We start from the raw sequence: 13,499 nt of genomic DNA, 5'->3' as shown, positions 1-13,499 counted from the left end.
AGAAGCATAAATCTTCTGGTTATTTTTAAATATATAAAAATATAAAGAGCGTATGGTAAATTATACGCTCTTTACATCATTATAACGCTTCTTTCATGGATTTTACATATTGTCCAATATATTTTGGAGCATCTTTTCCGTATTTTTCAAGCAATTTGATAATAGCAGAACCTACGATAACCCCATCTGCAATTTTAGCCATTTCATTTGCTTGTTTAGGTGTAGAGATGCCAAAGCCAATTGCACAGGGGATATCAGTATTTTCACGTACAATCTTAATAATAGAAGCAAGATCAGTATTAATTTCACTTCGTATACCAGTGACACCAAGACTTGAAACAATATATAAAAAACCTTCTGCCTCTTTGGCAATCATTGCGATACGATTTTTTGAGGTTGGAGCAATGAGTGAGATTAAAGCAACATCGTATTCTTGACAAAGAGACAGAAACTCTTCTTTTTCTTCAAAGGGTAAATCTGGAATAATAATACCATCAATTTCAATTTTTTTACAAGTAGAAATAAATTTCTTTGCCCCATAAGAAAATACAACATTGGCATAAGTCATAAAGACCATCGGAATTTTTATATCATTACGAATTTTTTTTACAAAAGCAAAAATTTTATCTGTAGTAATACCTCCGTTTAACGCACGAAGATTTGCTCCTTGAATAACCGGACCTTCAGCAGTTGGATCAGAAAATGGAATTCCAAGTTCAATAAGATCAGCACCATTTTCTACAGCAGCATTGATTGTTTCTTCAGTAGTTTTTAAATCAGGGTCACCGCAAGTAATAAATGGTATAAATGCTTTACCATTTTTAAAGGCTTTTTTAATATTATTCATGAATATCCTCCCCTCTATATCTAGCAATAGCAGAGCAATCTTTATCTCCTCTACCAGATAAAGTGACTACTATAATTTTATCTTTAGGCATTGCTGGAGCAATTTTCATTGCATATGCAATGGCATGAGCTGATTCAATAGCTGGAATTATTCCTTCAGTTTTAGCTAAATATTCAAAAGCATTAACTGCTTCATCATCACTAATAGCAACATATTCAGCACGTTTGCAATCGTGTAAATAAGCGTGTTCAGGGCCTATACCAGGATAGTCAAGTCCCGCAGAAATAGAATAAACTGGAGCGATTTGACCATCATTGTTTTGGCAAAAATAAGATTTCATACCATGGAATATTCCAAGTTTACCTGTAGCTATAGTAGCAGCGGTTTTGAATGTATCAATTCCTCTACCAGCAGCTTCACAGCCAATTAATTTTATATTTTTTTCTTTAATAAAATGATGGAAACTTCCAATTGCATTAGATCCACCACCTACACAGGCGATAATAGCATCAGGTAATCTACCTTCTTTTTCTAAGATTTGTTCTTTGATTTCTTTTGAAATAATAGCCTGAAAATCACGAACGATAGTTGGAAATGGATGAGGTCCCATAACTGAACCAAGGCAATAATGGGTATCATTAATTTGCGAAGTCCATTCTCGCATAGCTTCAGATACAGCATCTTTGAGTGTTGCTGTTCCAGTTTTTACAGGGATAACTTTTGCTCCAAGCAAACGCATGCGATATACATTGAGAGCTTGACGAATAGTATCTTCTTCTCCCATAAAAATAACACATTCCATGTTCATCAAAGCAGCAGCTGTAGCAGTAGCAACACCGTGTTGACCAGCACCTGTTTCAGCGATAAGACGGGTTTTTCCCATCTTTTTTGCTAAAAGGGCTTGACCAAGTACGTTATTGATTTTGTGAGCTCCTGTATGGTTTAGATCTTCACGTTTAAGATATATTTTTGCACCATTAAGATCTTGGGTCATTTTTTTAGCAAAATAGAGTTTTGAGGGTCTATTTGCATATTCGTTAAAAAGTTCAGTTAGTTCTTTGTTAAATTTAGGATCATTTTTATAGTAATTGTATGCTTGTTCTAGTTCGATTACGGCATTCATTAGTGTTTCTGGAATATATTGTCCACCATGAATGCCAAAGCGTCCATTAGGGTTAGTCATATTTTTCTTCCTTTCTAATAGTGGCAACAAGGGCTGCCATTTTTGTTTTATCTTTTAATCCATTAGTTTCAATACCGGAACTAACATCGATAGCATATGGTTTAGTTAAGTTGATTGCATTTTCAATGTTATCGAGGTTTAAACCTCCGGCAAGAAAATAAGGTCGTTTAAGTTTTGTTATTAAATTCCAATCAAAAACAGTTCCTGTACCTTCTCCTGAGTCAAGTAGGATATAATCTGCGATACTATTTTGTATTATGTTAATATCAGTTTTTTTAGTAATTTGAAATGCTTGAATAATAGGTTTATTAGTAAGTGTTTTTAGTTGTTTGATATATTCTTCGCTTTCATTTCCATGAAGCTGTGCAATATCAATGATATTTTTATTTAATAAATTAGCAACATTTTCAATGTTTTCATTTGTAAATACGCCCACTGTCTGTATTTGACAGTCAAGTTGTTGTTTTAATTTAGCTGCTTTTTTAAATGAAATATAACGTTTACTTTTTGGTACAAAAACAAAACCAATATATTCTGGATGAAGTTTATTTACAACATCTATATCACAAGGTCGAGAAAGACCGCATAATTTTATTTTTGTCATATCGTACCTCTTAAATTGGCTAATGTTGTTTTTTTATCAGAAGCTTTCATCAATGTTTCACCAATCAATATAGCATCCACACCAATTTCACGAAGTTTTGTAACATCTTCATTACTAGTGATACCACTTTCAGAGACAAAAAGGATTTCCGGAGGAATTAGTTTACGAAGTTTGTGACTATTGTTTATATCTACTGAAAAGTCTTTAAGATTACGATTATTTACACCAATGATTCGTGCTCCAGCATTTAAAGCTATTTTTATTTCATCTTCACTGTGTGCTTCCACTAAAGCAGATAAACCAAGAGTATTACAGATATTGAGATATTCTTTAATTTGTTTTTCTTTTAAGATAGAGCAAATTAAAAGTATTGCAGATGCTTTTAGCACTTTTGCTTCATAAATCATATATTCATCTATAGTAAAGTCTTTGCGTAAACAAGGAATCGAAACGGTATTGGCAATTTTATAGAGATATTCATTACTTCCAAGAAACCATTTTGGTTCAGTCAATATAGAGATACAATCAGCGTTGGCTGCTTCATATTCTTTAGCAATTTGTAAGTATGGGAAATTTGGATCGATGATTCCTTTGGAAGGTGATGCTTTTTTGCATTCACAAATAAAAGAAATATCATTTTTTTTAAGGGCTTTTTCAAAAGCAAAATCACCTTTAGGAAGTAATAAAGCTTGTTGCTTAATTTGTTCAAGTGGTGTTTTCTTTTTTGTTTGCTCTATGCGTTTTTTTGTGTAGTTGGTAATTTGATCAAGAATTGTCATTTTTCTGCCTCCGGATAATTACTTATTTCAATAAGTTTATTTAAAGTCTTTAATGCTTTACCTGAATCAATTAAATTTGTAGCAAGATCAATACCATCTTTTATGCTATTAGCTTTACCGCCAATATATAATGCAGCTCCAGCATTCATTAAAACAGCATTTCTTTTATGTCCTTTTTCACCGTTTAAAATAGCAAGCGTGATTTTAGCATTTTCTTGTGGACTGCCACCTTTTAAAGCATCTTTTGTACAACGTTTAAAGCCAAAATCTTCAGGAGTAATAACAGATGATTTGAACCAACCATCATGAATTTCACAAATGGTAGTTGGAGCACTCATAGAAATTTCATCTAATTTATCTTGTCCATATACGACCATGCCTCGTTTAATACCAAGGTTCATAAGAACTTGGGCGAGTGGTTCAACAAGATAGTCATCATATACACCAAGTAATTGCATCGTAGGAGTACCTGGATTAGTAAGAGGTCCAAGAATGTTGAATACGGTACGGAAGCCAAGTTCTTTACGGATGGCACCGACATATCTCATTGAAGTATGATATTTTTGAGCAAAGAAGAAACACATACCGACTTTATTTAAAAGTTCAATGCATTTTTTAGGACTTTGATCAATATTTACCCCCAATGCTTCAAGACAATCAGCAGTTCCACATTTTGAAGAAGCTGCGCGATTTCCATGTTTTGCAACTTTAATTCCACCAGCTGCAATAACAATGGCGGAGGTAGTTGAAATATTGAAACTTTGGGCATTATCACCTCCAGTACCGACGATTTCGAAAAGTTCCATCCCAGTTTCTACTTTTATTGCATGTTCTCGCATTGCTGTAGCACAGCCGGCAATTTCATCAGTTGTTTCGGCTCTAGCACTTTTTGTTGATAATGCTGCAAGAAAGGCAGCGTTTTGAGTAGAAGTTGTTTTACCGCTCATTATTTCGTTCATTACAGTATAAGCCTCATTGTAAGAGAGGTCTTTTTTATTTACAATTTTTATAATAGCTTCTTTAATCATAATTTATATCTCCTTAATGAAATTTTTAAGTATAGTTATACCATTAGGTGTCATGATTGATTCTGGATGAAACTGAACGCCGTAGATAGGATATTTTTTATGTTGTACTGCCATTATTTCATTATCAAGAGTAAAAGCAGTTATTTTTAGGCTTTTAGGAATAGTATTTTTATCTGCTATAAGAGAATGATATCTTGCTACTGGAATAATTTCAGGACAATTTTTAAAAAGTAAACAATTGGTATCTAATTTTACTTTGGATTGTTTACCATGCATTAGTTTTTTTGCATAAGTGATGGTTGTGCCAAATGCAGCACAAATTGCTTGATGACCAAGGCAAACGCCAAGAATTGGAATATTTTTACCAAGTTTTTTAATAATTTCAATGATGATTCCAGCATCTTCAGGTCTACCAGGACCAGGAGAAAGAATTATTCGGTCAGGTTTTAGTTTTTTTACTTCTTCTATTGTTATTTCATCATTACGGACAACTTTTATATGTTGATCTATCTCACCAATTAATTGATAGAGATTATATGAAAAACTATCATAATTATCTATTAATAAAATCATATGTTTACCTCCCTTGCAATTTTCAAGGCATTAATAACAGCTTGAGCCTTATTAATACATTCTTCAAATTCTTTTTCAGGAATTGAATCAGCAACAATACCTGCTCCACTTCTTATAAATACTTTGCCATTTTTCTTGTAAGCAATGCGAATAGCAATACAGGTATCCATATTTCCAGTAAAATCAATATATCCAATGGCTCCACCATAAATGCCACGTTTATTATTTTCTAATTTATCTATAAGCTGACAGGCTTTAATTTTAGGTGCACCAGAAAGTGTTCCAGCTGGTAGTACTGCTTCAATAGCATTTAAAGCATCGTATTTATCACTAATCTCACTGCGGATTGTAGAGCCAATATGCATTACATGAGAGTAACGTTCAACAGAATGAAGTTTTTCTACTTTTACTGTATTAAACTTACTTATTTTACCTAAATCATTTCTACCAAGATCTACTAACATGTTATGTTCAGCAAGTTCTTTTTCATCGCTTAGTAATTTAATTTCAAGTGTTTTATCTTCTTTTTTATTTTTACCACGTGGTTTGGTTCCTGCTAGAGGAAAGGTATGTAAAATTCCATTTTCTAGTTTTACTAAAGTTTCTGGTGATGCACCAGCTATTTCTACATCAGTACCTGAAAAATAAAACATGTAAGGTGAAGGATTGATGGTACGAAGAATACGATAAGTATTTAAAAGACTACCTTCAAAAGGCGCTGATAGTCGATTAGAAAGTACGATTTGAAAAATATTGCCTTCATGAATGTGATATTTGGCTTTTTCGACCATACTACAAAATTGTTCTTTATTGAAAAGTGGTGTAACTTCTCCAAGTAATTTTCCATTAGGTTCAATTTTTTTCTTACCTTTATAGATAAGTTCTACAAGTTGGTTTATTTCCATAACTGCCTTATTGTATCCTGTTTCTAGATCATTTAGTGACATATTAACAATAAGAATAATTTTTTGTTTAACATTATCAAAGACAATAACTTTATCAAAAAGCATTAAATCAACATCTTTGAAATCTTCAAGATCTTGTGCATTACATTTAACCGAAGGTTCACTGTATTTAAGATAATCATACGAAAAATATCCAACAAGACCACCGGTAAAAGGCGGTAGATAATCAAAATTAGGGCTTTTGTAATCTGCAAGAATTTGACGCAAGTAATTTGATGGACAATTTGTTTTTATCTTGAAATTACCAATTTTCATTTCTCCATTTATACAAGTAATTTCAAGTTTGGGATTAAAACCTAAAAAAGTATATCGTCCCCATTTATCATCTGTATAAGCTGATTCAAGCATATAGCAGTGTGTTGATACGTTTTTTAGGATTTTCATCGTTTCAATTGGTGTTGTGAAGTCTGATAAAATTTCACAGCTGATAGGTAGTATATTATACTTACCTATTGCTGCAATTTTTTTTACTTCACTAAAATTTGGTGAAATTTTCATATTTTTTACCCCCTATAAAATTTTATAAAGAAAAACTCCTTTAACTTATTACTGTCAAAGGAGTTTTAAGTAAACAAAAACGCCCATGACAGAATAATAAATCTGTCAAGGACGAATAATACAATGATAAAAACACTATCCGCGGTGCCACCTTGATTCATAGGAATGACCCTATGCACTTAGCAGGATACCAACATATCCCCGGCAAATGACGTCTGCCTACAACGTCGCAGAATACTTTGTGAAAATCACATTTGACTGCGCCCTCAGCGGTCCATTTGACAACTTGTTTCTTACCTGACTCTCAGCATCTCAGGCTCTCTGTAAAGGCATCATTGCCGTTATCTCCTCTTCAACGGTTTAATTTATTTAGTTATTTATAATATATTATTTTTTATCTATTCTGTCAATAGGAGTTTAAAAAAACAAAATATACAAGTTTAAAAAAACAAAATATATAATTCTTTGATTAGAATATTTATGAGATTTTTATATGTTTTATCTAAGATGTTTGTCATTGACACATTTTGTTGATGGATTATAATAATTAAGAGTTATCAAAGAATTTAATAAGGGTATTTAAAGGGGGTAATAAAGTGAATGATGAACGAATGGAGAGTAAAAATGTATTACCGTTATTAATAGAATTTAGTGTGCCGGCAATTATCGGAATGCTTGTAAATGCAATATATAATGTTGTAGATAGAATGTTTATTGGTAATGCTCCTGGCTTAGGAGCAGTAGGAATAGCCGGAATTACGATTAGTTATCCAATTACACTGGTATTAATGGCTATATCATTAATGATTGGAGTAGGAGGAGCAACACGCTTTAGTATTTCACTTGGTATGAAGAAGAAGGATCATGCGGCAATTTATCAAGGAAATGCGATAATACTTACAGTTATTTTTGGGATTATTTTTACAATATTTGGAAATATATTTATTAATCCAATTTTGGAAATTTTAGGTTCAAGTAAGCAAGTATTGCCATATGCAAGTGACTATTTATCAATTATTTTATTTGGAGCTGTTTTTCAATGTATTGCAATTTGTGGTAATAATTTTTCTAGAGCTCAGGGAAACCCTAAAAATGCAATGATATCTCAATTAATTGGAGCTGGTTTTAATATTTTATTTGATTATATCTTGATTATGAAAATGAATATGGGAATGCAAGGAGCTGCAATTGCTACGATTGGTGGGCAGTTTTTAAGTATGATCTGGCAACTTTGTTATTTATGTTCTAATCGTTCTTTAATTAAATTAGATTTAGAACATTTAAGATTAAAAGCAAAGTATTCAATTGATATTATTAAAACGGGAATACCAGCTTTTTTAATGCAGATGGCCAATAGTATTTTGAATTTTATTTTAAATAGCAGTTTAGGTAAATATGGTGGAGATATTGCAATATCAACAGTAGGGATTATTACAAGTTTTCAAACAATCTGTCAAATGCCGTTAACTGGTTTGATGCAAGGTCAACAGCCATTAATTAGTTATAATTATGGAGCTAATAAACCTAATCGAGTTATTGAAACTTTGAAATATTCAATAATTGGTGGAACAATTATTGCGTTGATTGGATTTTTAGCTGTACAGTTATTACCTGATACGATTATTAGAATGTTTAATGATGAAGTTGAGGTAATTACTTTAGGAACTAAAGCAATTAGAATTTGGTTTATTTGTTTACCGGTGTTAGGAATTCAAATTATGGCAGCTAATTATTTTCAATGTATTGGAAAAATAAAAGTAGCTAGTATTTTGAATTTGTTACGTCAGATAATCATTTTGATTCCAGTAATGTTATTATTGTCTTCTTTAATTGGATTAGATGGAATATTTATTGCTGTACCGATTGCAGATTTTAGTGCGTTTGTAATTACAGTTATATTATTTATTCAATCATTAAAAAAGAATTTTATGCATAAAAAAAATCAGTGACAAAAAGTCATTGATTTTTTTAATCTGTTATTTTAATTGAATTAATTACTGGTTGGTTTTGTGCTTCAACTGTACCATTATTATCAGTTACAGGAACACTTGTAGCAATTTTATCAACAACGTCCATTCCTTCATATACATAACCAAATACAGCGTATTGACCATCTAATGAGGCATTAGTTTCATGCATGATAAAAAATTGTGAACTTGCACTATCATAGTCCTGTGAACGAGCCATAGAAATAGCACCGCGAGTATGTTTTAAAACATTATCAACACCATTTGCACTGAATTCACCTTTGATTGTTTCATCAGATCCTCCTGTACCATTTCCTTCAGGATCACCACCTTGAATCATAAAACCATTAATAATTCGATGGAATGTTAAACCATCATAAAATCCATCTTTAGCAAGTTTAACAAAATTAGTAACAGTAATTGGTGCTTCATCAGCGTTTAATTCTACTTTAATTACACCATAATCTTTAACATCAATTACTGCATGATGATTGCCACTTAATAAATCATCTTTTTTATCTTTTGAATCATTGTCACCACCGCATCCTACTAAACTAATAGCTAGAAGCATAACCATCCCAAATTTAAATAATTTTTTCATAGTTTCTCCTTTTCTTTTTCTCTGTATATATTATTATACAAAAAAATAATATTACTTGTCCATATAAAAATAATTAAAACTGACATGATTAAATGTTATAAAAATATGATAAAATAAATGACAATGAAAGAAGAGGTTTTTTATGAGACAAAAAAGAATTGCTTTAATTAATGATATAACGGGCTATAGTCGCTGTTCAATTGCTGCACAACTACCAATTATTTCAGCGATGTCAATAGAATGTGTTTTTATTCCAACTGCAATTTTGTCAATTAATACTTATCATTCAAATTATTTTTTTGACGATTATACAAGTAAGATGAATGATTATATTAATACTTATAAACAAATTAATTTAGAAGTTGATGGAATTGTAACAGGTTTTTTAGGATCAAGTAAACAAATAGAAATAGTAATTGATTTTATCAAAACATTTAAACAAAAAGATACATTTGTATTAATTGATCCAGTAATGGGGGACCATGGAAAATTATATAAAACTTATACGCCTCAAATGCAAGCTAAAATGCGTGAATTGATTCCATATGCAACAATTTTAACACCGAATCTTACAGAATTATATGCTCTTTTAGATATTGAATATCCAAGTGAGATTCCTAGTTATGATGAGTTAGAAAAAATGTGTAAATGTTTAGTGGATAAAGGAGCAAAAATGATCGTTGTAACAGGAATAAATGTTAAAAATAAGTTGATTAATTTTGTTTATGAAGAAGGTAAAAAATATCGTATTGTTGAAGTGGAAAAAATTGGGGAGGAAAGAAGTGGAACGGGTGATGTTATTAGTGGTGTTATTGCTGGAAAATATTTATTAGAACAGGATTTTTATAAAAGCGTAGTGGTAGCTGCTGATTTTGCTTCGAAATGTATTAAATATAGTCAAGAACTTGGTGTTGATAATCATTTAGGTTTATGTTTTGAACCGTTTTTAAAAGAATTATAAGGGGGAAAGTAAAATGGTAATTTTGTATACTTTATATGAAAATAGTTATATTGACATTAAGGAATTAAATGATTTAACAGGTGTCACTTGTTATGTGAATTGTACTAATCGTTGTTTTCTAGCGTGTACGTTTTGTCTAAGAAATACTAAACAGATGATCAAGGATAATTCGTTATGGTTAGAATATGAGCCATCAGTTGAAATGATTATTGATGAGTTTGAAAAATATAATTTGAATGATTTTAAAGAAGTGGTATTTTGTGGTTTTGGAGAGCCATTGATTCGTCATGATGATGTGATGGAAGTAGCAGGATATTTAAAGTCAAAAAGAAGTGATTTGCCAATTAGAATTAATACTAATGGATTAGCTTCTGTTGCTTTAAATAGAGATATTACGCCTGATTTTGAAAATTTGATTGATACATTATCAATTAGTTTAAATGCGCCTAATAAAGAAGAATATTATCAAATAACTAGATCTAAATATGGAATTGATTCTTTTGATCATATGTTGGATTTTGCTTCAAAATCAAAAAAGCATGTAAAAAATGTTGTTTTAACAGTAGTTGATATTATTGGAAAAGAAAAAATTACTAAATGTCAAAAAATTGCAGATGATTTAAATGTTGTATTGAGAGTGCGTCCATTTGAAGAGTAAAAATTGTTTATTAATAGTTCTTGTGATATAATGGTTTATCAAGTGAGGTATTTACAATGATGCAATTAAGTCGAGAAGAAAGAATGTTACAAGTTGAAAGTATGACGAATATTCGTGATTTAGGTGGTTATGAAACACAAAGTGGATATTATACTAAAAGTCACAAATTTATTCGTTCTACTAATCCTAGTAAATTAACGGATGAAGAAAAGGAATATTTGTATAATTATGGAATTAGATTACAAATTGATTTAAGAAGTGATTTTGAAATAGAACAACAACCTAGTTCACTTATTGGATATAAGGATATTGAATATATTAGAATTGATTTAATGAAAACTAAAAATTTAAATGTTTTGCCTAAGGAAATTGCAAATTATAAAGATTTAGCTGGTTTTTATATTTATATGTTAGAGGCTAATAAAGAGCAATTTAAAGAACTTTTTGAAGTCTTTTATGACCATCCTTATGATGCAATTATGTTTAATTGTTCAGCTGGTAAGGATCGAACTGGAGTAGTTGCTGCATTATTATTAGATTTAGCAGGGTGTCATGAATATGATATTGTTAAAGATTATTCAGAATCTTATGAAAATAATTTGAGTTTGATTCCAGAATTAGAAAAAATTATTGATGCTAAAAATCATGTTTATTTAGAATCCGAGCCACGAATGATGATGGAGTTACTAGATTATTTAAGAAGTAATTATGGTAGTGCTAAAGAATATCTGATTAGTTGTGGTTTTGATGAAGAGAAAATTATGGATATAATCGAAAATTTTATAATTTAATGAAGAAAATCTCCTATTTATAGTGTATATGATAATAGGAGGTTTTTTATGAAGGGAACAAATACGTTAACATTTAAACAAAAGCAAGCTGTAGTTAAGAGTTTATTTAAGCAATATCATCGAGCTAAGTTAAGATTGTATTGTTTAGAAAATATGAATTATTATCCTCAAGTAAGTACAAGTGTAATTAAAGAGACTAAGAATCAATATAAGAAATCTATGGCAGAACGTTTAAATAGTGGAATTGAGGATAAAGATGAGTTAAAGAGTTTAATTTCTTCGTTTGAAATGATTATTAAGGCATTGTCTCATGATAGTCAATTGATTATTGTTAATGAGTATGTTGAACAAAAAGAAAATGAATGGTGGGTTGATTATTATAGTCGTGCAACTTATTATCGGTTAAAAACAAGGGCTTTGGAGGAATTTTTATTTTATGTAAATGTTTATTGAGGTAACATTATTATTTTTCTTGAAATGGTTATAATTTAAGATATAATGAGAAAGACAACTATATTAAAGTCAAGTAGTAGATTATGAAATAGTATGAAAATAAATTACTTGAAAATATAGTATTTGATCTTTGAAATTGTGAATGAAAAAATGTTAAAAAGAACTATCGTAAAAATAGCTTATTTTAATAGAATTTAGTTCGATAAATGTTTTGATTATTTAAGAGAATTTATATCAAAAGTAATATGATTTATTTCAAGATGATAAATGATTCTTAAAAGTTTTCTTACACAATGACCTAAAGCGCAAAGATGTCCTTTGCCTTGACTTCGTTTTAAATGATAGTAGTTATTAAATGCAGGGTTGTGGCGTATTACAGGTATGATGACTCGATAAAGTGTTGCCCTTAGATATTTAGAACCTTTCTTGGTTATGGCTGTTTTATCAGCTGAAAATTCGCCAGATTCACTGATATATGGATTCACACCTGCAAATTTAATTAATTTTCCTGCATTTGAGTATTTACTTATATCACCAAGTTCAGCTAAAATAGAAGTACCAGTAATAATTGATATTCCTGGTATTGATGTGATAGAAGAATCTTGTGTGATGGCGAGTTCTTCTATTTTTTTATCTAATTCTTCAATTTGAAAGTTTATTAAATCAATACTGGAAATAACCGATTGAATGATAAAAGAAATAGAAACATCATGAATACCCACAGAATTAGAAGCTAATTCTTTTAAGTCTTCTGCTGAGAAGATATTACAGTATTTAAAACATTTTCTTAAAGAACGAATATCTGTATGTGCAATGGTATAGGCATCACCATATTTTCTTAAAATATTTAAATATGTAATGGTGTATTCATTATTAAATAATGTATTAAATTCAGGAAAAACAATATCAATATGTCTTTGAAGAATATTCTTCTTACGATTCATTTCAATTGTCAATTGTGTACGATAGCGAGTTAATTCTCTGGCCTCCTTTAATTTCTCATCTTGAATAGAGATGATGCGATAGTAATCTTTATCTAGGAGAGCTTTGGTAATTAAAATAGCATCTTCTTTATCACTTTTAACAGTTTTTAAAGAAGCTTTTCTAAGGTTCTTAGTGGTAATAGGATTGATTAAAGCAACTTTATAACCTTTAGCCAATAAACAGCTTTCAATGGCAAAGTTATAGTGTCCTGTATCTTCCATACCGATTAAAAGTTCATCTTGTGTGTATTTATTAAGTTCGTCATAAAATTTTTGAAATCCATCTTTATTGTTTTTGAATAAAAAAGGATCACATAAAGATTCGCCAGTAGAAGCATCCATGATAAAAGCGGCATGTTTATATTTGGCAATGTCAATTCCAACAAGTTTCATAATTATCAATTCCTTTCTTAAGATGATTTGTGATTGTGAAATCAGATCCACTTCAAAGGTATCAAAAACCTGGTGTGTTCAGAATTCAAAAGACTCATACAACTAATAATAAATGCGATACAAAGAAGTGGTAAGATCCTTTCTGAAAAGTCAAAGCAATAAGGAAAAAAATACAAATCCACATTCACAATTACACATTTTAACACAACCTGAAG

Annotated in this window: 14 protein-coding genes; 5 read left to right on the top strand and 9 right to left on the bottom strand. The window is 30.4% G+C overall.

Translation table 11 applies throughout. From position 1 onward, the window contains the following. Positions 1 to 79: 79 nt before the first annotated feature. Genes trpA through NQ543_RS08825 form a run of 7 tightly spaced genes read right to left on the bottom strand, consistent with a single transcriptional unit; the run spans position 80 to position 6,477 of the window. Positions 80 to 847 carry a tryptophan synthase subunit alpha gene (trpA, locus tag NQ543_RS08855; RefSeq protein ID WP_004608903.1) on the bottom strand — a complete coding sequence of 256 codons (768 nt, stop codon included), beginning with the start codon at positions 845 to 847 and terminating at the stop codon, positions 80 to 82. Next, positions 840 to 2,030 carry a tryptophan synthase subunit beta gene (trpB, locus tag NQ543_RS08850; protein ID WP_004608902.1) on the bottom strand — a complete coding sequence of 397 codons (1,191 nt, stop codon included), beginning with the start codon at positions 2,028 to 2,030 and terminating at the stop codon, positions 840 to 842. The genes trpA and trpB overlap by 8 nt, the downstream gene beginning before the upstream one ends. After that, positions 2,023 to 2,634 carry a phosphoribosylanthranilate isomerase gene (locus tag NQ543_RS08845; RefSeq protein WP_004608901.1) on the bottom strand — a complete coding sequence of 204 codons (612 nt, stop codon included), beginning with the start codon at positions 2,632 to 2,634 and terminating at the stop codon, positions 2,023 to 2,025. Before NQ543_RS08845 ends, trpB begins: the two co-directional genes overlap by 8 nt. Beyond that, positions 2,631 to 3,413, bottom strand: coding sequence for an indole-3-glycerol phosphate synthase TrpC (gene trpC, locus NQ543_RS08840; RefSeq protein ID WP_004608900.1), 783 nt, complete (start codon positions 3,411 to 3,413; stop codon positions 2,631 to 2,633). The genes NQ543_RS08845 and trpC overlap by 4 nt, the downstream gene beginning before the upstream one ends. Beyond that, positions 3,410 to 4,441: an anthranilate phosphoribosyltransferase gene (trpD, locus tag NQ543_RS08835; protein WP_004608899.1), complete on the bottom strand. Its 1,032-nt coding sequence runs from the start codon at positions 4,439 to 4,441 to the stop codon at positions 3,410 to 3,412. The genes trpC and trpD overlap by 4 nt, the downstream gene beginning before the upstream one ends. A gap of 3 nt (positions 4,442 to 4,444) precedes the next feature. Further along, complete coding sequence (locus NQ543_RS08830) at positions 4,445 to 5,014, bottom strand: anthranilate synthase component II (protein WP_004608898.1); 570 nt, start codon at positions 5,012 to 5,014, stop codon at positions 4,445 to 4,447. Further along, positions 5,011 to 6,477 (bottom strand): anthranilate synthase component I family protein, encoded by a 1,467-nt coding sequence (locus NQ543_RS08825; protein ID WP_004608897.1) that lies wholly within the window; start codon positions 6,475 to 6,477, stop codon positions 5,011 to 5,013. The genes NQ543_RS08830 and NQ543_RS08825 overlap by 4 nt, the downstream gene beginning before the upstream one ends. A 596-nt stretch (positions 6,478 to 7,073) precedes the next feature. Between NQ543_RS08825 and NQ543_RS08820 the strand changes: the two genes are divergently transcribed. After that, the gene (locus tag NQ543_RS08820; RefSeq protein ID WP_004608896.1) at positions 7,074 to 8,426 is read left to right on the top strand and encodes an MATE family efflux transporter; all 1,353 of its coding nucleotides are present in this window, start codon (positions 7,074 to 7,076) and stop codon (positions 8,424 to 8,426) included. Between the two features lie 19 nt (positions 8,427 to 8,445). Here the strand turns inward: NQ543_RS08820 and NQ543_RS08815 are convergent, their stop codons facing one another. After that, positions 8,446 to 9,045 carry a peptidylprolyl isomerase gene (locus NQ543_RS08815; RefSeq protein ID WP_004608895.1) on the bottom strand — a complete coding sequence of 200 codons (600 nt, stop codon included), beginning with the start codon at positions 9,043 to 9,045 and terminating at the stop codon, positions 8,446 to 8,448. Between the two features lie 142 nt (positions 9,046 to 9,187). Between NQ543_RS08815 and NQ543_RS08810 the strand changes: the two genes are divergently transcribed. The 4 genes from NQ543_RS08810 to NQ543_RS08795 are packed head-to-tail and all read left to right on the top strand — an operon-like array spanning position 9,188 to position 11,908. Further along, a complete protein-coding gene (locus tag NQ543_RS08810; RefSeq protein WP_004608894.1) occupies positions 9,188 to 10,006 on the top strand; it encodes a pyridoxamine kinase in 819 nt (272 codons plus the stop codon). Positions 10,007 to 10,019: 13 nt separating this feature from the next. Further along, positions 10,020 to 10,664: a TatD family nuclease-associated radical SAM protein gene (locus NQ543_RS08805; protein WP_004608893.1), complete on the top strand. Its 645-nt coding sequence runs from the start codon at positions 10,020 to 10,022 to the stop codon at positions 10,662 to 10,664. A 56-nt stretch (positions 10,665 to 10,720) separates the two neighbouring features. Further along, on the top strand, positions 10,721 to 11,455 hold the full coding sequence (locus NQ543_RS08800) for a tyrosine-protein phosphatase (RefSeq protein ID WP_004608892.1): 735 nt from the start codon (positions 10,721 to 10,723) through the stop codon (positions 11,453 to 11,455). Positions 11,456 to 11,503: 48 nt separating this feature from the next. Continuing rightward, the gene (locus NQ543_RS08795) at positions 11,504 to 11,908 is read left to right on the top strand and encodes an MG284/MPN403 family protein (protein ID WP_004608891.1); all 405 of its coding nucleotides are present in this window, start codon (positions 11,504 to 11,506) and stop codon (positions 11,906 to 11,908) included. A 215-nt stretch (positions 11,909 to 12,123) separates the two neighbouring features. Here NQ543_RS08795 and NQ543_RS08790 read toward each other — a convergent pair whose 3' ends face one another. Continuing rightward, positions 12,124 to 13,284 carry an IS110 family RNA-guided transposase gene (locus NQ543_RS08790; protein ID WP_004608890.1) on the bottom strand — a complete coding sequence of 387 codons (1,161 nt, stop codon included), beginning with the start codon at positions 13,282 to 13,284 and terminating at the stop codon, positions 12,124 to 12,126. Positions 13,285 to 13,499: the final 215 nt, after the last annotated feature.

Source organism: Thomasclavelia spiroformis DSM 1552 (assembly GCF_025149465.1).
Lineage (GTDB): Bacteria > Bacillota_I > Bacilli_A > Erysipelotrichales > Coprobacillaceae > Thomasclavelia > Thomasclavelia spiroformis.
Note: the sequence above shows the minus strand (reverse complement) of the source record. Positions and strands in the feature narration are given on the sequence as shown.